Genomic DNA, 23480 nt, shown 5'->3' with positions numbered 1-23480 from the left:
TGCCCTGCAATGTCAGTCAACGTTTTTGCTGCTTGCAGGGCATTTTTATGCTTACTATTTGTCAGTGAGGAATCATCCAGGTAGAATAGAAATTGGCAAATAAACAAATTGGAGAGATGAAAAGAATGAAGACAAGAAGCAAGCATTTGGTAAAAATTATCCCGCTTATGTTGACCGGATTGCTTTTCCTGACGGGATGTCAAAGACAGCTGACTAAGACAGAAAAGAAGGCCCAGGCAAAGGAAACGGTGACCTTCTTCTTCCATGGCTACGGATCCAGCATCAACGCGGAAAAACATATGGCTGAAGCGGCCAGACGGGCGGGCAAGACCAATGAAGTTTTGGAAGCCACGGTCAACGAAAACGGGTCAGTCAAAATCAAGGGGAAGCTGGTTAAAAAGCCTAAGAATCCAGTCGTTTTAGTTGGCTTTGCCGACAACCGGAATCCCGACTACCATAAGGACGGCTGGTATGCCTATAAGGCAGTCAAGACGGCCCAGAAGCAGCTGGGCTTTTCCAAGATGAACCTGGTTGGCCACTCCATGGGCAACATGGCCATCAGCTACATGATCATGGATTATTCTGCTAAGAAGAATTTCCCAAAGATCAAGAAGCAGGTTGACATCGCCGGCCACTTCAACGGGATAATTGGCTTTGACAAAAATTCAAACTCAAGTCTGGATGCATCCGGCAAGCCGAAGAAGATGAATTCGACCTACCAAGAACTGACGCGGCTCCGGAAGGTCTATCCAAAGGGGATTGACGTCCTTAACATTTACGGTGATACTGGTAAGCAGTCAGACGGCAGGGTCTACAACAATTCTTCTAAGTCGCTCAAGTATCTTTTAGTCAAGGCTAAGAGTTACAAGGAATTGAAGATCACGGGCAAGGGTGGCCAGCACAGCCACCTGCATGAGAACAGCCAGGTGGACCAGGCCCTGCAGAAGTTTTTGTGGGAGTAGGAAGGAAAGAGGCAGAGCATGACAGCGGAACTCATAGAACTTGATGAAACATTTGCAAACGATTTTTGGCGGCTGAGAAAAGAGCTGTTTACGGAACTGGGGGAGGTCGCTGAAAAAGAAGATTTGTCCGCCCTGGAAGAAGCAACAAAGCAGTACTATCTGGCCCACATTGGGCGGGATTTAATCAGCTGGGGGATGCTGGAAGACGGAAAACTGGCGGCAACTGGTTCGCTTTGCCTTTTTAGCCGGATTCCCTACGCGGAGAACCTAACCGGACAGGAAGGCTATATCTTGAACATCTACACTTCACCTAAGTCCAGAAAGCAGGGCTACGCCAAGCAAATTGTCGATGAAATAATCGACTATGCCCGTAGAACCGGAATCAAACGCCTTTGGCTGAATGCCAGTGAAGACGGCGAGAGCGTATACGAAAAGAAGGGCTTCAGTAAAAAGAATAACGAGATGGAGCTGTTTTTGTAGAAAAATAAGGCCAGGCGCTATGGTAAGTGCCTGGCCTTTGTGCTATGCTTCCGGTCTATGTTAATCCTCTGAACGCTTCTTCCTGCTTACATTCAGTGTATTTTTTGTCCCAATCTGGATCACGGAATGGATTTAAACTCTCTGGAACAAAAACGATTATTCCATCTCTTCCCTGGTAGACGCTGTACTCTTCAGCATCAGCTACGATATTCTTCGGAATCGGGAGAACTTTCGAGTCGCCAACTTGTCTTATTTTTGCTCTGTTTTCTGTCATTTGGGGTCTCCTTTCAATTCCATTGCTTACACAAAGTATATACCGGAAAAGACAATCAAGCCAAAAGATTCCGAGCGGCAAAACATGTCCTTTAGGAAATATCTACCCAAAACCTTTCAAGCAAACTGCTTGGAAGGATTTTTTGTGGGAAAAACAAGATCCGTGTAGCAGGTTGGCCCGAAAAAGTCAAATTCAATAAGTAAGAAATAATGTGAATTGCTGCCAGAATCTAAATATTTCGCGAGAGACCGGGACTTTTCTTAAAGGCTAATTAAATAAGTTGGGTATTTTATTATACTTTCATACCGATATTGCAATCAGATTTGATGATTATTATAATATGCATTAGAAAGAATAGGATTATTACTTATAAGAGATGAGAGAGGACCGAACCATGAACATCAAAAAGATTGTTAAGTTGGCTATCCTGCCAGCATCACTGATTGCTTTATCACAGACCAGCCTGCCAAGCGTTATTGCCGACGCCTTGACTCCAGCTTCTACTGGCAGTACGGCAGCCGTAGCGCAAACCGCCAAAAGCGCTGACGTGGCCAGCATCGCTGCTCTTGCCGCAAAGGCAGAAGGCGGAAGCGGCGCGCTTGGTGAAGGCTGGGTAGTAGTTCCAGGCATCCCAGCTAAGCCAGGTATTCCAGCTAAGCCAGGCGTACCGGGCAAGCCAGGTATTCCAGGCAAACCAGGCATCCCAGGCTACGGGTCTCTTGCTTCAACTGCGGCAACTGCAGCCACAGCCGCAACCGCGGCGACTGCCGGCACTGCAGCAACGGCTGCAACGGCAGCTACTGCTCCTACGGCAGTCAAGGTCAAATAGCCCCCAGTCATTCAAAGGGGGTGGTGATTTATCAGTCAGACAATTTTTGAAATATCACTAACGGGCGTAATCATTTATGTCCTCTGGGTCTTCTTGCTTCTGGCCGCGGGGCAAAACGGCAAGTCAATTGAGCTTGATCCCTTATTGGCTAAGGGCTACCAGCTGGTCTTGCTGGTTCCGGCCATGAATGAAGAAGGCATCATCGAGCAGACCATGCGCCTGTTTTTAAGGGAAACGGCGAATTTACCCAATGTAAAAATGGTCATCATCGATGATGCGTCCAGTGACGACACGGCCTACTTGGTTAAAAGCTTTAGCAAGCAGGCTGGCGGGAAAATCCAGCTTCTGCAACGGCAGCTGCCCCAGGCCCAGACAGGCAAGGGCAATGCTCTTAACTTGGCCTACCAGCAAGTCGTTATGGACAATAGCGACCCGGACCATTTGATCTGCGGCGTTTTGGATGCGGATGCCTACATGGCAGAAGAAAGCTACCAGAAGGTCATCCAATATTTTGCCCAGGATGAAAAACTGGACCTGCTCCAGACCAGGGTAGGGATGCTGGAGACCAGAAATTGGCTGCAGATCATGCAGGACATTGAGTTCACGGTCATCAACGACTGGATTCAGAACACCAGAAACCGCTTGGGCAACGCGGCGGCATCAGGCAATGGCCAGTTTATCCGGGTATCCTCGGTGACGGCCCAGCGGCCATGGGGCAACGCCTTGCTGGAGGATTTTGAGTTCAGTACCCGCTTTTTGCTAGAGGGGAAGAAGACTTTATATGCCGGGGATGCGGTGGTTTATCAAGAAGCCATCGACAAGCCCCGCCCCTTTATCAAGCAGCGGGCCAGATGGACGCAAGGAGGGCTTGACTGCCTCTTTGGCTACTGGCCGAGAGTTTTAAAGAGTCACCGGATCAACCTGCCAGCTAAAGCTGAGATGTCATTTTACATGCTGATACCTTTTGTCACCTTGGTTACAGGGATTGCCAGCTTGATCGTTTTTGCCTTTACCTTGAGCAATTTCGATGACTACTGGAGGCTCTTAGCGATGATCGTGGCAGTCAACATGATTTTCAACATGTATATCATTGTCCAGTACCAGCGGGCCAGCCAGACAAAGCAATATGGGCTTTTGATCTGGACCGTGTTAACTTTTGCTTTTTATAATTACTTGCTTTACCCGGCGATCGTGATCGCTTTTTATAAAAAAATCAGCGGACGGACCAACTGGGTTAAGACAACACATGGAATTAAGAGAAAAATCGGGAGGAAAGTCTCATGAAAAAATGGAAGTCAACTTTAATGGTGGCAAGCGCCACTTTAGGGATGTTCTTTGCCTTTGGCAACAGCAGCGTTAAGGCTGATGACGTAAACGACACGGCTAACACGACTGCCGTGCAAACGCAAACTGTTCAGACCGCGCAAACCACGCAAACTACTCAAACTGCTACCGAACAGACAACTGGCAGCAGTTCAGAAACTGCTGTTACGGCAAGTCAAGCAACTGAAGCAACGACTGCCAGCGAAGCAACCACTGCAAATCAAGCAACTGAAGCAACGACCGCAGATACGGCAAGCAAGGCTGAAAACGCGGCAACTTCAGAAAAGTTAGCAACTGACTTAGTGGACACGGCTGCAATTGCCGGCACTGCCGAAACTGCAGCAACCGCTCCAACTGCAGGCACTGCTGAAACTGCGGCTACTGCACCGACTGCTGGTACTGCTGGCACTGCAGCTACTGCTCCAACTGCTGGTACTGCCGGAACTGCTGGCACCGCTGGTACCGCAGGTACTGCCGGTACTGCAGGTACTGCTGGTACCGTTGGTACTGCCGGAACCGCTGGCACTGCCGGTACTGCTGGTACCGCTGGTACTGCCGGTACTGCCGAAACTGCGCCAACCGCTCCAACCGCTCCAACAGCTCCGACTGCCCCGACCGCTCCAACTGCTCCAACTGCACCTACAGCACCGACTGCTCCAACTGCTCCAACAGCACCTACAGCACCGACTGCACCTACGGCCCCAACCGCTCCAACAGCACCAACTGCTCCAACTGCCCCGACTGAACCAACTAAGCCAACTACTCCAACTTGCCAACGCTACGTTGTCGTTGTAATTGTCCGGGTTCACTACTACAGTTACCGCAGCTACAGCTGTCGTCCATTCTTTGCAATGAACCATTGCTTCCGCAGCTGCGCTTGGATGCCATTCTTTTTCTAAGCCGGCAGCTCTGACTTAAATACATTTTGTCTCCAATACAAATCAACTCTCTCTATTTGCTTAGAGAGAGTTTTTGCTGGCTTGGAAGCTGGTAAGATTTGTCGGGATATGAAAGGAAAAAATAGGGGATAGAGAAAACGATGTCGAGCTGGGTTATAATTAAGGCAGTACGTTTTGGAGAAGTGAATAAGGAGGATGCGGCATGAAAGAGGACTTTTTTCCATTCGGAGATCGGGAGATTTCTTGGCTTAAAAGCAGAGACCCACAGCTTGGGACATTTATTTCACGAATGGAAAAGCCGAAAATGATGTGACCCCCAAAATTGGGACAATTTAGTATTACGCCGTTAAGGTTGTTAAAACATGATTCCGATATTCAATCGGGGTCATGTTTTTTCGTCCTGTCTTGATTCTTACGTTGTTGTAGTAATCGATGTATTTGTGAATAGCTTGTTCAAGCTCATTTAAGTCCTTGTATTTATGTTCTTGGCCGTAGAACATCTCCCGCTTAAGAATGCCGAAGAAGCCCTCCATTAAGCCGTCATCAAGAGAATTACCCAACCTGGACATACTCTGATCGATCCCTCTGTTAGCCAGAGCGGCTTGATATGCTTGGTGCTGATATTGCCAGCCACGGTCTGAGTGGAAAATAAGCCCGTTAAGAGCCGGGTGCTTCTCAAATGCGTCATCTAGCATAGTCATCACTTGCTTAAGGTCTGGGTGCCTAGAAATGTTGTAGGAGATGATTTCTTGGGTACAACCATCGATAATTGGAGAAAGGTAGAGCTTTTGATCTTTAAGATGGAATTCAGTCACGTCGGTAAACCAATGTCTGTCTGGAATAATTGCGTAAAAATTGCGCTTGATTAAGTCTGGCTTGATCTTGCCTTGAACGCCGTAATAGCTGCTGTATTTACGTTTCTTGCGGATTGCGATGGCGAATAAGCCCATCTTTTGCATGAGCCTCTGCACCTTCTTATGGTTGATTTCATAGCCTTCCCGGCGAAGCTGTCCGTAGATTCGCCGGTACCCATAGCGTCGGCTGTGTTCAAGAAAGATCTCTTTGATTCTATCCATCAGCTTCTGGTTACCAGAATCCTTATCAGGCTTATGGATTTGGTAGTAGTAGTTACTTCTTGAGATATGAGGCAATCCAGGGTTGGCATTGATAACGTCGATAATGTACTTAACGCTAAGCCGCAATTCTTGCCTTAATTCAGTGATTGCACGAGCTAATTTTTCTTTTCTTGGCTCTTCCGTTCTTGAATTAAGGCCTCCAATTTTTTTATGTATGCAAGCTCGACTGTAAGCCTCTTTACCTGCTCTTCCAGCTCTTTGATCCGTTGTTTGTCCTTGCTTTTGGGCATTCTTGGGTGGTCTACCTTTCTTCTTGGTAATGACAGTATACCCGTTTTCTTTGAAAGAGCGAAGCCAATTTGCAAGAATTCCTGTATTTGTAAGCCCTAAGTCTAAGGAAACCTGCCTAAGAGCTTCACCACCTAGCAGAACTCTATCAATGGCAGCAAGCTTGAAATCAGCAGTATATTTCTGTTGTGGGCGATCCAAAATGTCTTCGCCATGCTTTTGGATCAAGTCTACCAAATATTGGATTCCTCCGCGCTCCATCCCATATTTTCGGCTGAGGTAGGTGCCTCTTCTATGATCGTCTACCCATTCGTGGTAAATAGCGAGTTTGATTTCTTTAGTGTATTTAGTCATGAAAATAACCCCCGAAATTAGTGTCCTAATTTCGGGGGTCATATCAAAAGAAAGCTGCTTCCGGATCTTTTTTCCGGACTTATTTTTTACATCATTTCACAGCAGATCTCGGCAAAAGCGGCAGAAACGGAGTGGGCGCGATATCAAGAACTGTTTTCACCTATCGTGCCGGAAAACATCTGCCGCTTCTCTCCGGAGGAATTGCAGAAGAGCGGCACAACGCTTCGAAGAGCTGGGTACATAAGGCATGCTGCGGAAATGCTCTCAGGTGGAACAGTGGATCTGATGGCTTTAACCAGGTTGGATGATGCAGCTTTTATCAAAGAGATCACGAAGTTTCCGGGCATCGGGGAATGGACAGCACAGATGCTTTTGATCCACGTCTTGGAAAGGCCGGATGTCATCAGCTTCAAAGACCTGGCCGTCCTTAGGGGGATGCGCATGGTTTATCAGATGCCTGAGATTAGCAGGGAGTTTTTTGAACAGAAAAAAGAATTATATTCTCCATATTCGACGACAGCGAGCATCTATTTCTGGGCAATTTCTACAGGAAAAGTGTCACAGAAAAATGCTACGGACAGATGAATCATAGAATAGTTAGACGTGTTAGAATAATTTGAATAGTTGCCATTACACGACCTCTGTATTTTGCAGGAGTCGTGTAATTTAGTTTATTGGGAGAACATTTTAACCCATGAATAAACTTGTGATGGGCTGATATTGAACCTAGGAGCTACCAGATTTCTTCCTTCATCGGATTTTAGATAGTACCTTACAAAATCCAGCTTAAAGTCTACAGAGTATTCCTTGCTAGCCCGCTTAACGTTTAGACTTTCCAAGCCATTTAGCTCCGCAGTTTTTACCTATGTATGAATTATCGATGGGTTGATATATTTTTGACTAATTCCTTATACGAGCTTCCGCCGTTTAGACGATCAGAAGAAATTCGTACTTTTAGTTAAGATGAATATTTGGTCTTAAAAATACCCCACAATTGTTAGATGTCTGTGTCTAACAATTGTAGGGTATTTCACATCTAGAGAGAGTTTTTATCGCTGGATTTCTTTTTTACCAGCGCTGTTTTTCCACGTTGATGGCATATTTAAGGGCCTTGATTAGATTTTGAAGTTGCTTGTTAGCACTATTTTCTCGGAGATAGCCGACGCTGTACGTGATCCGCAAGGGATAATCCAGCTTGACATAATTGAGGGTCTTGCTGTCGGGATTAAAAAGGATGCTAGGCACGATGCCAACGGCCACGTTCGCTCCAGCGTATATTGATAAAATTGCCGTGTCATAGCTGTCGGTGACATTTAAATATGGGTATTCTTCGTTGATCTTATATTTCAGTTCATTGATCGAGGGGATCAAGTCATTTCCATTCCAGAGTAGGATCCGCTGACCGGAGAGTTCCTTTAGAGACAGGCGTTCTTGACCGGCCAGGGGATTTTGCTTGGAAACAGCCACGGAGAAGCCTCCACTCAATAAAGGTGAGCTGGCCAGTTCCTTGTCTTTGACAAACAGATCACCTTGAAAAAGCAGTAAGTCTATGGTTTTGTTCCTCAAGCTTTCAAGAAGGTTTACCTCGCCGTTGGGATCAAGGAAGATCAAGTTGATTCGGTAATGGTACTTTTCATTGACTAGGGCAATGAATCTGGGCAAAAAGCTGTCTTCAAAGGGGATGTCAGTAAATCCGATGTTGAAGGCTGGCTGCTCGCTGAGATCATTATTTTGAATACTGACAACCGTCTCTTCAATAATTGCATCTACTAGGGACAGCTTATTCCATAAGAACTGCCCGTTAACGGTCAATTCAAGTTTATGGTGGGCAAAATTTACCAGCTTGGTATCCATTTCACTTTCCAGCTTCTTAATATTCTTAGAAACGGCTGGCTGGGACATAAAGAGCTCTTCAGCCGTCTTACTATAATTTAAAGTTCGCCCCAAGGACAAAAAACATTTGATTTGTGTGCTATTCATTGTCGAGTATTCCATTCAGTTATAGTGATATTCTAACCGGTTTGCGCAAACTGGCGCAAACTCCAGTATCATTCTAAATGTAAACGGATTAAAAAGAAATAGGAGCAAAGTAAATGAATGCGGGAAAAGCAAATAAACGCCCCTGGATAGTCATGGGGGCGATCGGACTGATTTCAGCTGCCTGTTTAGGATCAAGCATGGTGTTGATGGGATCTTTTCTGCCATCGCTAGCTACGGCAATGCACGCGTCGGTAGCAACGATCTCATACTACTACACAATTCTGGTTTTGGTTATGGCGGTGATGATGAAGGTAGTGCCGAGGGTTTTGGCCAGCGTGAATAACAGTCTGGTTTATCTTGCTGCCACGGTTTTAATTACGGTCAGCCTCTTATTGATTGGCCACATAAGCCAGCTGTGGATGTTCCTGGCTTTGGCGGTCGTGATCGGAATCTGTATTTCCTTTATGAACTTCGTGCCAGTCGGAATTTTGATTGACAACTGGTTCAATGAAAAAGTCGGTTTGGCGACTGGCTTGTGCTGGGCGATCACCTCAGTCTTCCAGGGAATCATGAGCCCGCTTCTATCGACTTGGATTGGTGATATGGGCTGGAAGAATGCCTTGAACCTGTTGGCAGTCATTGTCGGGGTCTTGAGCATTCCATGTGCCTTTTTGATCAAGTTCACGCCGGAACAAGCCGGGACTAAGGCGTATGGGAAAAAGGCGGTAGTTCAGGAACATGATGTAAAAGAAGTTTCAAGCAGCGCAATTTTGCACAGTTCAGCCTTTTGGATCGTGACCTTGTTGATGTGCGTGTTGCAATTCCCGTCGGTAGCCAACCAGATGTTTCCGACTTATGCCGGGGCTGTCGGCTTCCCGGCAACGGTTGGCAGCTTCATGGTAACCGCTGCTATGGTCTTTGACATCTTCCTCAATCCCTTGGTTGGGATGACGGATGACAAGTTTGGTGCGGAAAAAGCCAGCATCGGCTGGATGATTGTCGGCCTTTTGTCTTTGATCTTGCTGGTGTTGGCAACGAACGCCCACTCAGCAGGCTTGGCCATCTTTGCAGCCGGGGTTAATGACATCATCTATGTTTTCCTGGGTACAGGGATTACAGCTCTGTCGCAGACTGTGTTTGGACCAAGGGCCTTTGCCAAAGGTTTCTCCATGGTTGGGACGGTTTCCTTTATTATTGGGGCTTTCGCGATGCCGGTAAACAACATGATCGCGGAAAAGTTTGGCGGCTTCAACGCTGTTTTCATCTTCTTTGGGATCTTAACGATTGTAGCAATGCTTTTGATTGCCATCAGCGGCAAGAAGCATTTTGAAAAAAGTTAAAAAATAGATAAGCAGGTATATAAAAATGGAAAAAGTATATGACGTATTGGTGGTTGGGGCCAGCAATGCTGGTGGTTTCGCGGCGGCAGCAGCTGCTGAAAGAGGCGCGAGCGTTTTGATAATTGATAAGGCAGGCAGCACGGCTTACCTGTACCGGGAGACGATTGCCTCACTGAGCAGCAAAGTTCAGCAGGAGGCTGGGATCAAGATTGACCGTAATGAATTGATAAACTTTTTGATGGAATTTGCCCAAGACAATGCAGACCAGCAATTGCTAAACACTTGGGCAGACAAGAGCAGTGAAACGGTTGACTGGCTGGATGAAGAAATCTTGCGGCCACATGGTGCCTACTTGCTGGCAGAAGCTGATGCCCACTATGAAACGCCAATGAACAAGGCCTTTCCAACAGGCAATGAGGTAACCCGACCTGATGGAGAATACTGGCAAATGGGCTATGGGCAATGGGTTTTGGACAAGGCAGAAGAAAATGGGGCGGAAATCCGCTGGCAGACTAAGCTGCAGCACTTGCTTATGGAAAATGGCAAGGTTATTGGCGCAGTTGTTGAGGATGTCAAGCAAAAGCAAAGCTACATGATTTTTGCCAAAAATGTCATCATTTGTACGGGGGGTTATGGGTCAAACAAGGCCTTGATGGAAAAGTGGAATCCATTGGGCCTAAAGACTAACATGTACACGGACAGTCAAAGAGACGACGGTTCAGGGATTGTGGCAGCCATGGAAGTTGGGGCAGCCAAGGATGAAAGCCCAGCATCGATTGTCTTCAACCGGGCTGCTGTACCGGTCGGGACCAATGCCAAGGACTTCTATGAAGTCGATCTGACCCCGCCAAACGACCCAGGCTACTTGTGGTTGGGCAGCTACCCATTCTTGCGGGTCAACTTACGGGGTGAGCGTTTCTACAATGAAAGCGCGCCGTACCAGTTTGCCATGAACGCGGCTTCTCGGCAGCCAGGCTACATGCAGGCAATGATCTGGAATGAAGAGACCATGGATGACGAGCATTTGAAGTCAGTTCATACGCTTGGATGTTCCCGCTTGGGCTTCCCAGGCATCTATACAGCTGAAGAAGCCCGCCAAGAAGTAGAGGACCGGCTGGCAGAAGGCCTGGTCAAGAAGGCTGACACGGTTGAAGAGCTGGCAGAGAAATTGAACTTGCCAGTTGAAACCTTGAAAAAGACGGTCGCACGCTACAATGACCTTTGCCACCAAGGCAAAGACGAAGACTTCGGCAAGGAAAGCTACCGGATGCTGTCGCTTGATCAAGGTCCATACTACGGCGCGATGCTTGGCGGCCGTTTGCTAGCAACCCTTGACGGCTTGCGGGTCAACACCAAGATGCAGGTTCTGCGTGAAGACGGGGAAGTTATTCCTGGCTTGTACGCGGCCGGCAACTGCTCAGGCGGTTTCTTCTTTGGGGCATACCCAGACCATGTCCCGGGCTTGACGGTCAGTCACGCGCAGACTTTTGGTCGCTTGGCTGGACAGATCGCGGCTGGTGAGGAGCGGCAAGTTGTGAAAAAGGCTACTCCGGTGAAGGCAGATGTAAGCAGTTCCGCCAGTCATAGCAGCGTTGAACACTTTTAAGGCTTTTACAAATTTCTGATGATGAATCCCTCTAAGTTTGACTTAGGGGGATTTTTTGCTTTGAATAAAAACGAGAAAAAAGATTGAGTGGGGTTACCAGTCTTATGATAATTGCTTTGAGAGTGTGTTTTGGTGGTGATTAAAGGAAACGAAGGAAGTCGCAAAATGCTATCATATAAGTATCTACATGGAACGTGAGGAAGGAAAAAATGAAGGGTACTGCGATACCAATTTATGAGATGTTTGACGGCTCAAAGACCAAGTTGCAAATTCCGGTGTATCAACGAAATTATGATTGGAAGGTTCCAAACTGCCAGCAGTTGTTTGATGACTTAGTTAATATGGTTAAAGAGCACAGGGATACCCACTTCTTTGGCAGTATAGTCGAAATTGGAGGGGATTATAGCAGTAGACTTCAGATTATCGATGGTCAACAGCGTTTAACTACTGTGTATCTTCTTATCTTGGCTATGGTTAAGCTTTTAGAAGGTGACCAAATTGAAGCGAAAGATCCTGACTTGGTTGCTGAAGAAATCGAAGAAGACTATTTGATATGTCGGCATGTGAAAGACAAAGAGAATATGGACCATTATAAATTGCAGCCGGTCAAGCATGATGCAAAAGCCTTGATAAAACTATTCGGACCGGAATCAGACTATGTAAAAGAGTCTAATCAGACGACCAACTTCAAATTCTTCCAAGATGAGATATTAAAACAAAGAATCACGGTTGATGAGCTTTGGGATGCAATTCAGCGGCTTATTGTAATTGATATTTCACTCAGACAAGGGGAAGATGATGCCCAGCTGATTTTTGAAAGCTTGAACTCCACCGGTGTTGATTTGACCGAAGCCGATAAAATTAGAAACTTTGTCTTGATGAATCTTCCAGCCGACCAGCAGGAAGAATTCTATAACAAGTATTGGCATCCGATCGAACTTGATACGGAAGAAGGCAACGAGTATCACGTTTCAGAGTTTATCCGTAACTACTTAACCTTCAAGCTCAAAAAGGTACCTGCAATGGGCAAGGTCTATCTGGTCTTTAAGCGTTTCATTGAGCAGAAAAAGATGACCACGGAAGCTGTTTTGCAGGATTTGCTCAAGTATGCGGGTTACGAGAAACAGATCAGAAAGTCGCAAAGTCCAAGTGAGAAGGTAAACGTGTTGCTTAAGCGTTTGGCTGTCTTGGAAGTGAGTGTTACCAGACCGTTTATTCTGCCGCTTTTTGACTACTGGCAAGAAGGTAAAGTCAACGCTGATGAAGTTGCCGCTGTTTTGGGGAGTATTGAATCGTACATTTTCAGACGACTAATTTGCGGGATGCAGAACAATTCATTGAACAAGCTATTTGCGACCCTGTTCAGCGACTCCCTTAAGTACGTTGACCAGTCAGACAACTATGTTGACATCATCAATTACTTGCTTCTGTCTAAAGCAGAAGTCTCACACTTCCCGACAGATGATGAATTTGCGGAGAGCATTGAGACTAGGGATGCCTACAACATGCGGCAGCAGACCAAGTATTACATCTTTGATCGCTTAGAGAACCAAGATTCACTTGAAAGAGTCAATGTCATTAGCGGGATGCAGAACAATCGATTTACGATTGAGCATATTATGCCGCAAACGTTGTCCAGTGCGTGGAAGAAAGAGCTTGGGGATGATTATCAAGCGATTTATGACCGTTGGGACAACCGTCTCGCCAACTTGACTTTGACGGCCTATAATTCGAGCTACAGCAACAAGAGTTTTTACGAGAAAAAGACGGCAGAGAACGGGTTTGATCATAGTGGGTTTAGACTGAACGATTTTGTTAAGGGATGCGACCAGTGGACTGAAAAGGAATTGATAGAACGCAGTGAACTGTTGAAGCAGACAGCTTTGAAGCTCTGGCCAATGCCAAGCAGTAATTTTCAGCCGAAGGTTGTCGAAAATGAAGTTTATGGACTTGATGACGATAACAACTACGCTAACGTGAAGATCGCGTCCTACAGTCTGATGAACACACCTTACAAGCTGCCTAAGCGTACTTGGAAAGAGATGTATATCGGAGTTGTGCGGGCACTCTATGAGCTTGATCCTGCCCCTATGCGCCAACTAATTGCAGGCGATCGAACTAAACTTGAAAAAGTACTGATTGACCACCCAGAAAACGGCTTTAGCCAAGTCGCTGACGGTGTTTACCTGTACACGAGCACTGATAACTGGAACAAAATCCACAAGTTAAGAGACTTGTTTGACTTCTATGGCATTGACCAGAGCGAGTTGCAGATTGAGGTTGTGTCTGGGAAGAAGGAATAAGGTCGAAAGAGCTTCTATACTTGTTATGGAGTGTCGTTATCGTATACGGTATTTCAGCTGTAGGCCTTTATTCTTTGTGTTTTTTCTAATAAAATAGAAGGTATTATAATACCATTTTTAGTACCTCATAAGACTGAATACTTCATAACGATGAATAGATTATCCAAAAAATGGGGCCAATTTGGCTCCATTTTTATTCTATGGATGTGATTGGTTAAAAATGAACTCAACTCAACTCAACTCAACTCAACTCAACTCAACTCAACTCAACTCAACTCAACTCAACTCAACTCAACTCAACTCAACTCAACTCAACTCAACTCAACTCAACTCAACTCAACTCAACTCAACTCAACTCAACGGAGATTATTTAAGTCTTCGTCTATTTGTCAAGCAATTTACACTGGATTCATCTGCCCTTTTGGGGATAGGTGGATCCTTTTTGTTTGCAATACGAGAGCGGATGGTTTGTCATCCGCTTTTTGGCATGCAGAAATGGGGGTGTAAGTCGTGGGAGTAGAAACCTTTAATAACACAACTGAGGTAGTGAGAGACGACTTGAAGAAGCAGATTAAAACTAACAGCAAAGTTTCTGTTGCTGCAGCCTGCTTCTCGATTTATGCCTACCAAGCCTTAAAAGATGAATTGGAAAAATGCTCTGAGTTTCGCTTCATTTTTACTTCACCAACGTTCGTACCTGATCAAATGCCAAAAGAGCGTCGTGAGTTCTACATTCCGCGGATTACTCGAGAAAAGAGTTTGTATGGTACTGAGTTTGAAGTTCGCTTAAGAAATGAACTTAAACAGAAGGCAATTGCCAAAGAGTGTGCCAACTGGATTCGGCACAAAGCTCGTTTTCTAACCAATACGACAGATGAGAGTATAAACCAATTTTTAACGGTAGAAAATTCCGAGAATACCTACACTTACATGCCGTTTAATGAATTCACGACTGTTGGATTGGGATGTGAGCGTGGCAACACTATGACCAACATAACTACGAGGCTCGATAATCCAGCTAGTCATGCCTTCTTAAATACGTTTGAATCAATTTGGCAGGACAAAGAAAAAATGGTAGATGTAACTGACGAAATTATCGATAAAATCTCGTCAGTCTATCAAGAGAACTCTCCAGAGCTGATTTACTTTATGACTCTCTACAACGTCTTTAGTGAGTTTCTGGCAGACGTGTCTGAAGATGTGCTGCCAAACGAAGCAACTGGGTTCAAAAACAGCGTAATCTGGAACAAACTCTATAACTTCCAAAAAGATGCAGCTCTAGGGATCATCAACAAACTGGAGCAATACAATGGCTGCATTTTGGCCGACAGTGTCGGTTTGGGTAAAACATTCACTGCACTAGCAGTAATCAAGTACTACGAAGGGCGCAATAAGAGCGTATTAGTCTTGTGCCCGAAGAAGCTGTCAGAAAACTGGATGACCTACAAGGGAAATCTGGTTAATAACCCGCTCTATAAAGATCGTTTCCGATACGATGTCCTTTATCACACTGACCTCTCAAGAGATCATGGTAAAACAGCGACAGGTTTACCAATTGAACAAATCAATTGGGGAAACTACGACCTAGTAGTAATTGATGAAAGTCACAATTTCCGAAATGGTAACGGGACCAACACACATGGCGGCGAGAAAGAAAACCGGTATATGCGTCTGATGAATCGAATTATTAGAGCCGGGGTTAACACCAAAGTTTTGATGTTATCAGCGACTCCCGTAAACAATCGCTTCAATGATCTTAGAAATCAACTTGCCTTGGCTTATGAAGGCGTACCAGATGAGATTAACGAGAAGCTCAATACCGAATCGGACATCGACACGATCTTTCGTAGAGCTCAGACTGTCTACAATGCTTGGTGCAAGCGGCCTGAAGAGGAGCGGACTACAAAGAACTTATTGAGAGAACTGGATTTTGACTTCTTTGAAGTTTTAGATGCTGTCACGATCGCGCGGTCTCGGCATCACATCCAAAATTACTATGACACTACTGAAATTGGCACATTTCCTAAACGATTAAAGCCAATCAGCCTTTACCCTAAGTTAACTGATAAGCCTGGAGCAATTAATTACAAAGACGTGTATGAGTGTTTAAACCAGCTAAATCTGGCTATCTACACACCAACGAAATATATTTTGCCAAGCCGGCTGTCAAAGTACGTTTCTGAAAGAGAAACTGAGAAATTCAGAGTTGGTCGTGAATCTGGGATTCAACGTTTGATGAGTATTAACCTTCTGAAAAGAATGGAAAGCTCAGTCCACTCATTCTTGCTTACCGTGCAAAAGATATATGCATACATGTGTGACACTTCAGATGCAATTGATCGTTTCCAAAAAGACGGCAAAGGAAAGCTTAATGAATTAACTGACTTATCAAACGCGGCCACTGACTTTGATGAAGATGATCAAAATACTGATATCTTCACAGTAGGTAAAAAGGTTCAGATTGATTTGCGGGACATGGATTTTGTTTCTTGGCAGCGTGAAATCAAAGCTGATATAGATGTATTGGACACCTTAATTCATATGACCGAAGACATCTCTCCAGAATATGATTTTAAGCTCAACCAATTATTTGAAGTTATCCGTAATAAAGAAGAGCACCCTATCAATCCAGGAAATAAGAAAATTCTGATCTTCACTGCCTTCGCAAACACTGCTGAATATTTGTATGAGAACATTGCTCCTCGTGCTAAGGAAATTGGGTTGAATACTGCTCTGGTGACTGGGAGCATCGAAGGAAAGACAACTATTCCGAATTTTAGAGCAGAGATGAACCATATCTTGACCTGCTTTTCACCGATGTCTAAGGACAGGAATGTTGTCTACCCGGAAGATACTGACAAGAATATTGACATCTTAATCGCGACCGACTGTATTTCTGAAGGCCAGAATTTGCAGGACTGTGATTTCTGCATCAACTATGACATTCACTGGAACCCTGTGCGGATTATCCAGCGTTTCGGCCGAATTGACCGAATTGGCAGCAAGAACAAGGTTATTCAGTTGGTCAACTTCTGGCCTGATCTGACACTTGACGAATACATCAATCTTAAAGATCGTGTTGAGACCAGAATGAAGATCTCCGTAATGACCTCAACAGGGGATGACGACCTAATCAACCCAGAAGAGAAGGGAGATCTGAATTACAGAAAAGCCCAGTTGAAGCGTTTGCAAGAAGAAGTAGTCGATCTGGAGGACATGAACGAAGGTATCTCAATTACGGATCTAGGGCTAAACGACTTCCGGATGGACTTACTTGCTTACATGAAAGAACACAAGGATCTAGACCGTTTGCCTCTTGGTATTCATGCCGTTGTTCATGGTGATAAGCCTGGGGTGATCTTTGTACTAAAGAATGTGAACAAGAAAATAAATATCAAAGACAGGAACCGCCTTCATCCGTTCTACATGGTCTACGTAGATATGGATGGAGAGATTTTGGTTAACCATTTACAGCCGAAAGATATCCTTGACCAGATGCGGCATCTGGCAAAAGGAAGAAATGAACCAGATAAAGAGCTGTGCAAGGAATTCAACCGAGCAACAAAAGATGGTCGTCAAATGCAAGAGGTCTCAAAGCTCTTAGAAGATGCGATTGGATCGATCATCGAGGCAAAAAATGAAGAGGACATTGAGAGTTTCTTCTCTGCAGGTACCACTACTTTTCAATCTGGTGGTTTCTCTGGCTTGGATGACTTTGAATTGATTGACTTCTTGGTGGTGATATAAATGATTGATTTCCCAGAAAGCACAAAGACTAACCGACGGATCCCTAAGGAAGCATTTTACAAACACTTATCACTGAGTACAGCTCTGAAAAGCAAGTTTGTGTCAGACATCAGCCGTATTGTGGCTGAAAATAGCTTGACTAAAGAAAATCTGAACTTAGTTAAGGACTCGGAAATAAAAGAAATTCTACTGCTGTCTATTGAGCTTAAGAAGCAGGACTACGACCAAAGGATTATTGAAGCAATAGCAAAAGCCAACCCGCATAAACTTGTCTTTCTGATGAGCTATGAAGATCAGAGGCAACTAGCTGTTTACTATCAGAAGCTCTATTTGACTGAGTGGATGCCGGAAGGAAAGATCGAGCTCCACCTTTCTGGCGATAATCTGGAGGATATCTGGAGTAGTTTAGTCCGACAGATAGCAATTGGACCAGATGCTCAGAGCAATTCAAATATGAGTCTTGATGATCAGCTGAACAGACTTGCCGAAATAAAGCAGTTGCAAACACAAATTAAGAAATTAGAGAAAGCTGCCTGGGGAGAGACCCAGCCAAAGAAGAAATTTGCTCTTTATCAAGATTTGAAAAAGTATAAGGAGCAGTTGGAGGTATTAGAACGTGGATAAGCTGAAGATGCATACGCCAGATATAGCGGAGCAAAACTATAAAAAGTTAGCTGCACTATTTCCAGATGCAATAACTGAAACAAGGGATGAGGATGGCAATATTATTCGTGCAATTGATAAGGATGTATTGATGCAAGAAATCAATACTAAGGTTATCGATGATGGCCAGGAACGATACCAATTTACGTGGCCAGATAAACGTAAGTCTATGGTTATGGCGAATGCTCCAATTTCCAAAACTTTACGTTTAGAAAAAGAAAAGTCAGTTGGTCGAGATGGTACACCTGGAGGAGTTGATTCTGAAAACATCTATATTGAAGGGGACAATTTAGATGCTCTAAAGCTATTACAAGAAACATATCTCGGTAAGGTAAAGATGATCTATATTGACCCTCCTTACAATACTGGGAATGACTTCATTTATGAAGATGACTTTGCCCAGAGTGCTGATGAATACGCTGATAATAGTGGTCAAACTGATGAAGAAGGAAACCGTCTTGTTCAAAATAGTGAAAGTAACGGGCGATTCCATACTGACTGGCTGAATATGATTTATCCGAGACTTAGAATCGCCAAGGATCTGTTAGCTCCAGATGGTTTGATCTTTATATCTATTGATGATAATGAATTCGGTAATCTAAAGAAAATATGTGATGAAATATTTGGAACACAAAGCTTTTTAGCCACTTTTGTTTGGAAGAGACGATCATCATCTCAACTGGATAAAAGTAAGTGCTCAACAGATCATGAATATGTGCTAGCTTATAAAGGGGAAAAATTCACCGCATTACGTGGAATCGATAAAGATTATAAAGGATATTCAAATCCAGACAGTGATCCTAGAGGCCCATGGACACCAGGAGATCTGACTGTAGGGATGACAGCGGATATGCGTCCCAATCAATATTATGATCTGGTTGATCCAAAGACTGGAAAGGTTTATAAGCCAAATTACAATCGTGTCTGGTCTTATATCCCGGAATCAATGAACCAATTGATAAAAGAAAATAGAATCGTTTTTCCTGAGGATACTTCCAAGCGGCCTATGAGAAAACGATTTGCATCTGAATTAAATTCAGCCACAAATCCACAATCAACATGGTTAAGTGATGTTGGAATGAATATTGAAGGTACGAAACAAATGTATGACCTTTTTGGAAAATCTTTTTTTCCGTATACAAAACCTATGTCGCTCATAAAGTCTCTCATTCTACAAGCAACTGAAACAGATTCAATCATTGTAGATTTCTTTTCTGGATCAGCAACTACTGCGCAAGCTGCTATGCAATTAAATGCTGAGGATGGCGGAAAGCGTAAGTATATTTTAGTACAATTGCAAGAAGAAACAGATCAGAAGAGTGAAGCTTATAAATCCGGTTTTAAAAATATTTGTGATGTAGGTGAAGAACGCATCCGTCGTGCTGGCAAAAAAATCAAGGAAGAAACAGACGCTGATATCGACTATGGTTTCAGATGTTTTAAAGTCGACTCATCAAACATGAAGGATGTCTACTATGCTCCAGCAGATGTTGAACAACTTAGGCTGGATGGCTTTGAAGACAACATTAAGGAAGATAGAACGCCAGAAGACTTATTGATTCAAGTTATGTTAGATTTGGGTATCCTGCTTTCATCAGATATTGAGACCCAAGATATTGCTGGCAAGAAAGTTTTCTCTGTTGCAGACGGTTATCTCCTTGCTTGTTTTGATAAAGATGTGACCGAAGAAACAGTGACCGAAATTGCGAAGAAGAAGCCATTTTATGCGGTTCTACGGGATAAGAGCATGTCTAATGATAGTGTTGCTGCGAATTTTGAACAGATCTTTGAAACATATAGTCCAGAGACTGTAAGAAAGGTTCTATAAGATGGCTGACATGAAATTTAAATTTACGATCCAACAATACCAAACAGATGCTGTGAATAGCGTAGTTAATGTTTTTAAAGGTCAACCAAAGCAGGGTGTTGTCAGTTACCGACGTGATGTTGGTAAGGAGTATGAGATCAAGTTTTCCGATTCAGAAGTAATAGATAATACTTATCTAGCTGGTTTCTCCAATGCACCAGTGGCTTTGTCGTCAGAGCAACTTCTTAATAATATTCGTGAGGTACAAAAAGAGAATAATATTAAAGAGTCCTCAACTCTTGCCAAACATATGGGTTCATGCTCTTTGGATGTTGAGATGGAAACTGGTACTGGTAAGACCTATGTCTACATCAAGACCATTTTTGAGTTAAATGAGCGATATGGATGGAATAAATTTATCATTGTTGTACCATCCATTGCCATCCGTGAGGGCGTACAGAAGAGTTTTCAAATGATGGAAGATCACTTCATGAACGATTACGGAAAGAGAGCTAACTTCTTTGTGTACAACTCAAAGAATCTAACAGAAATTGATGATTTTAGTTCTCGTGCAGATTTATCTGTCATGATTATCAACGTACAAGCCTTTAATGCTCGAGGTAAGGATGCTCGTAGGATTCGAATGGAGTTAGACGAATTTGCTAGCCGTAGGCCGATTGATGTTATAAAGGCTAACCGTCCAATCGTCATTCTTGATGAACCTCAAAAGATGGGTGGTAAGAAAACACAGGAATCCCTTAAAGAGTTCAATCCTCTGTTTACCTTGAACTACTCTGCAACGCATAAGGAACACCATGATTTAGTTTATGTTCTTGATGCACTTGATGCTTACAAGAAGAAGTTGGTTAAGAAAATCGAAGTCAAGGGGTTCGACATCAAGAATCTACGAGGGACAGACGGGTATCTATATCTAGAGAATATTGTTATTTCACCAAATCATCCGCCAAGAGCACGGTTAGAATTTGAAATTAAATACAATAAATCAATCAATCGTGAAGTTCGGATTCTCGGAGTAGATGATGACTTGTACTCCCTTTCTAAAGGATTGGAGCAGTACCAGGGCTACCACATCAATGATATCGACCTTATAAATGGCCTGGTTACTTTCACTAACGGTGTTGAGATCCATACTGGGGAAGTTCAAGGGGATGCTAGTGAAAAGGATATTCGTCGAGTTCAAATCCGCGAAACTATACGTTCGCACTTCGAGAAAGAGAAGGATCTCTATAACCGAGGCATTAAGACTTTGTCACTATTCTTTATTGATAAGGTTGAACATTATCGTAAATACGATGACGAAGGCAATGAAGTCAACTCGGAATATGGCCAGATGTTCGAGGAAGAATATAATTCTATCTTGAACGAATATCTCACGCTATTTGATACACCATATGAGAAGTATCTCAAGAGTATCGATGTGAAGAAGACTCATGCCGGTTATTTCAGTATCGATAAGAAGGGGCATAAGATTGACTCCAAGATAAAGCGAGGTTCTGATATCAGTGATGATGAATCAGCCTATGAATTGATTTTAAAGGACAAAGAGAAACTTCTTTCTTTTGATAATCCAGTTCGTTTCATCTTTTCTCACTCTGCTTTGCGTGAAGGTTGGGACAATCCGAACGTCTTCCAAATTTGTACGTTAAAGCACGGTGGTGATAGCACTACTAATAAACGTCAGGAAGTTGGGCGTGGACTCAGAATCTGTGTTAACCAAGATGGGGATCGGATGGATGAACATATTTTGGGTGCAGAAGTTCAAGACGTTAACAAATTGACCGTCATTGCAAGCGATGGCTACAAAGACTTCGTTTCATCCTTGCAAAAGGAAATTAAGGACGACTTGTATGAGCGTCCAACCAAGATAACGCTGGACTTCTTTGAGAATAAGCAAATTAAGCATAATGATGAGGTTGTCACTATCAATAAGGAACAGAGCAATGTAATTATGCACTATCTGATAAAGAATGATTACATTGATGATGACGATCACGTTACGGATACATACCGAACGGATGTAGCTAATAATACTCTTAAACCTCTACCTGAAAAATACGGGGTGAGAGAGATAACACCCGAAATTCATGCCTTGGTTCAAAGTGTCTATGATGATCATGCCTTGGATGACTTTGTTTTGGATGGCCGGAAAACGAAGATTCCAGAGAATAACTTGAATGACAATTTCAATAAAGAAGAATTTCAAAAGCTGTGGCAGCAAATCAACCACAAGTATAGTTATACTGTTCACTTCGAAAGCAAGGAATTAATTGAAAAATCCATCAATTCTATTAACAGCAAGCTGTATGTTGCTCCGCTCCAGTATACGGTAACAAAGGGTACACAAGGGGAAGAGTGGTCTGCTGACAGTGTGAAAGCAGGTGCTGGCTTTGTTTCTGAAAGCCGTCAAACCTATACACTTACACGTGGTGAAACTAGTCAAGTTAAATATGACTTGATTGGTAAGGTTAGTGCTGGGACTCACTTAACACGTAGAACCGTCGTAAAAATATTGAAGACAATACAGCCGGCAAAATTCAAGATGTATCAATATAACCCTGAAGAATTCATTTCAAAGGTAATTAAACTGATCAATGAGCAGAAAGCAACTATGATCGTGGATGATATCACCTACAATGAAACTGAAGGTCGTTATGATTCAAGTATCTTTACACTTGAGAAGAACCATGAATTTTCTAAAGCTTACAGAGCAAAAAAGAATGTTCAAGACTATGTATTTGCAGATGGGTCTGCAGAAAAGTCAGTTGAACGAAAATTTGCAGAGGATATGGACTTAGATGATAAGGTTGCTGTTTATGCTAAATTACCTCGCGGTTTCCAGATTCCAACTCCGGTCGGCAATTATGCCCCTGACTGGGCAATTGCCTTTAAGAAAGGTAGTGTAAAGCATATTTACTTTGTTGCTGAAACCAAGGGCTCGTTGAGCAGTATGGATTTGCGACCAATCGAGCAAGCCAAGATTAAGTGCGCAAAGAAACTATTCAATGAAATGTCAACGGCTGACGTAATTTATGAGCAGGTAGATTCCTTTAAGAGTTTGCTTGATATGATGAATGAGATACCAGATAAAGAAGACAATAACGAAAAGGAAAGTTAGGACCCAAGTCTTCTAATGTGTAGAGCTCGGGTAGATCGGCTATAATTGGTCTAAAAGCTTTATGATGTAACTAAGAGAGCTTATATGTATGATATGCAAGGAGCAATAATATGAAATATGAATTTCATAATGCAAACGATGGTACTACGTTAACGAGTGAAGATGGAATACTTTTTTATTCTTCAACAGCTATATTGTCTAGAGTTGGAAATACATTGGTGGATAATCAAAACAATAAAAAGTATAGGATTGTTGATAATAAATTCATTTACCTAAAAGAAGATAATGGACAAGTCGTTGATGGGCAACCTTATGTGTGGTATAGATAAATGATAATTCTCACTTTATTAGATACTGATAAGGCGTAAAATTATTTTACAATCATATCGGTAATTCAAGTGTTAGTGTTCCCG

16 protein-coding genes and 1 pseudogene are annotated in these 23480 nt (G+C 43.4%); 14 read left to right on the top strand and 3 right to left on the bottom strand.

What is annotated here, in order from left to right; genetic code table 11:
- Positions 1 to 116: 116 nt before the first annotated feature.
- Positions 117 to 962 (top strand): alpha/beta hydrolase, encoded by an 846-nt coding sequence (locus ACYVUT_RS06280; protein WP_484502048.1) that lies wholly within the window; start codon positions 117 to 119, stop codon positions 960 to 962.
- An 18-nt stretch (positions 963 to 980) separates the two neighbouring features.
- Positions 981 to 1442, top strand: coding sequence for a GNAT family N-acetyltransferase (locus tag ACYVUT_RS06275; protein WP_484500334.1), 462 nt, complete (start codon positions 981 to 983; stop codon positions 1440 to 1442).
- 55 nt (positions 1443 to 1497) lie between these two features.
- On the opposite strand, the gene ACYVUT_RS06270 is transcribed toward ACYVUT_RS06275, so the two are convergent.
- Positions 1498 to 1716: an antitoxin of toxin-antitoxin stability system gene (locus tag ACYVUT_RS06270; RefSeq protein WP_439775963.1), complete on the bottom strand. Its 219-nt coding sequence runs from the start codon at positions 1714 to 1716 to the stop codon at positions 1498 to 1500.
- A gap of 394 nt (positions 1717 to 2110) precedes the next feature.
- Here ACYVUT_RS06270 and ACYVUT_RS06265 point away from each other — a divergent pair, with 394 nt between their 5' ends.
- The 3 genes from ACYVUT_RS06265 to ACYVUT_RS06255 all read left to right on the top strand — a co-directional run bounded on the left by ACYVUT_RS06265 (position 2111) and on the right by ACYVUT_RS06255 (position 4767).
- Positions 2111 to 2545, top strand: coding sequence for a hypothetical protein (locus ACYVUT_RS06265; RefSeq protein ID WP_484500333.1), 435 nt, complete (start codon positions 2111 to 2113; stop codon positions 2543 to 2545).
- Between the two features lie 93 nt (positions 2546 to 2638).
- Positions 2639 to 3829 (top strand): glycosyltransferase family 2 protein, encoded by a 1191-nt coding sequence (locus tag ACYVUT_RS06260; RefSeq protein ID WP_484501703.1) that lies wholly within the window; start codon positions 2639 to 2641, stop codon positions 3827 to 3829.
- A complete protein-coding gene (locus ACYVUT_RS06255) occupies positions 3826 to 4767 on the top strand; it encodes a hypothetical protein (protein ID WP_484501702.1) in 942 nt (313 codons plus the stop codon). The genes ACYVUT_RS06260 and ACYVUT_RS06255 overlap by 4 nt, the downstream gene beginning before the upstream one ends.
- Before the next feature lie 338 nt (positions 4768 to 5105).
- Here the strand turns inward: ACYVUT_RS06255 and ACYVUT_RS06250 are convergent, their stop codons facing one another.
- On the bottom strand, positions 5106 to 6485 hold the full coding sequence (locus ACYVUT_RS06250; protein WP_484499678.1) for an IS3 family transposase: 1380 nt from the start codon (positions 6483 to 6485) through the stop codon (positions 5106 to 5108).
- A 42-nt stretch (positions 6486 to 6527) separates the two neighbouring features.
- Between ACYVUT_RS06250 and ACYVUT_RS06245 the strand changes: the two genes are divergently transcribed.
- Positions 6528 to 7070, top strand: coding sequence for a DNA-3-methyladenine glycosylase family protein (locus tag ACYVUT_RS06245; RefSeq protein WP_484502047.1), 543 nt, complete (start codon positions 6528 to 6530; stop codon positions 7068 to 7070).
- Between the two features lie 483 nt (positions 7071 to 7553).
- Here ACYVUT_RS06245 and ACYVUT_RS06240 read toward each other — a convergent pair whose 3' ends face one another.
- Positions 7554 to 8465, bottom strand: a complete 912-nt coding sequence (locus ACYVUT_RS06240; protein ID WP_484501701.1) for a LysR family transcriptional regulator — start codon at positions 8463 to 8465, stop codon at positions 7554 to 7556.
- Positions 8466 to 8578: 113 nt separating this feature from the next.
- Between ACYVUT_RS06240 and ACYVUT_RS06235 the strand changes: the two genes are divergently transcribed.
- The 8 genes and pseudogenes from ACYVUT_RS06235 (at position 8579) to ACYVUT_RS06200 (ending at position 23396) form a co-directional block, all read left to right on the top strand.
- The gene (locus ACYVUT_RS06235) at positions 8579 to 9805 is read left to right on the top strand and encodes an MFS transporter (protein ID WP_484501700.1); all 1227 of its coding nucleotides are present in this window, start codon (positions 8579 to 8581) and stop codon (positions 9803 to 9805) included.
- Between the two features lie 25 nt (positions 9806 to 9830).
- On the top strand, positions 9831 to 11411 hold the full coding sequence (locus tag ACYVUT_RS06230) for an FAD-dependent oxidoreductase (protein WP_484501699.1): 1581 nt from the start codon (positions 9831 to 9833) through the stop codon (positions 11409 to 11411).
- Positions 11412 to 11620: 209 nt separating this feature from the next.
- A pseudogene (locus ACYVUT_RS06225) lies at positions 11621 to 13714 on the top strand (DUF262 domain-containing protein); the annotation flags it as partial.
- 510 nt (positions 13715 to 14224) lie between these two features.
- Positions 14225 to 17461 (top strand): helicase-related protein, encoded by a 3237-nt coding sequence (locus ACYVUT_RS06220; RefSeq protein WP_484501698.1) that lies wholly within the window; start codon positions 14225 to 14227, stop codon positions 17459 to 17461.
- Positions 17462 to 18085: a DUF4391 domain-containing protein gene (locus ACYVUT_RS06215; protein WP_484501696.1), complete on the top strand. Its 624-nt coding sequence runs from the start codon at positions 17462 to 17464 to the stop codon at positions 18083 to 18085.
- On the top strand, positions 18078 to 19952 hold the full coding sequence (locus tag ACYVUT_RS06210) for a site-specific DNA-methyltransferase (protein WP_484501695.1): 1875 nt from the start codon (positions 18078 to 18080) through the stop codon (positions 19950 to 19952). The genes ACYVUT_RS06215 and ACYVUT_RS06210 overlap by 8 nt, the downstream gene beginning before the upstream one ends.
- A gap of 1 nt (position 19953) precedes the next feature.
- Entirely contained in the window at positions 19954 to 23067 is a 3114-nt protein-coding gene (locus tag ACYVUT_RS06205) for a type III restriction-modification system endonuclease (protein WP_484501694.1), read from the top strand.
- 110 nt (positions 23068 to 23177) lie between these two features.
- On the top strand, positions 23178 to 23396 hold the full coding sequence (locus ACYVUT_RS06200; RefSeq protein WP_484501693.1) for a hypothetical protein: 219 nt from the start codon (positions 23178 to 23180) through the stop codon (positions 23394 to 23396).
- Positions 23397 to 23480 lie beyond the last annotated feature (84 nt).

The sequence above is a fragment of the Lactobacillus sp. WILCCON 0059 genome (assembly GCF_057197985.1).
The sequence above is the reverse complement of the archived record's forward strand: the minus strand, read 5'-3'. Positions and strand labels throughout refer to the sequence as shown.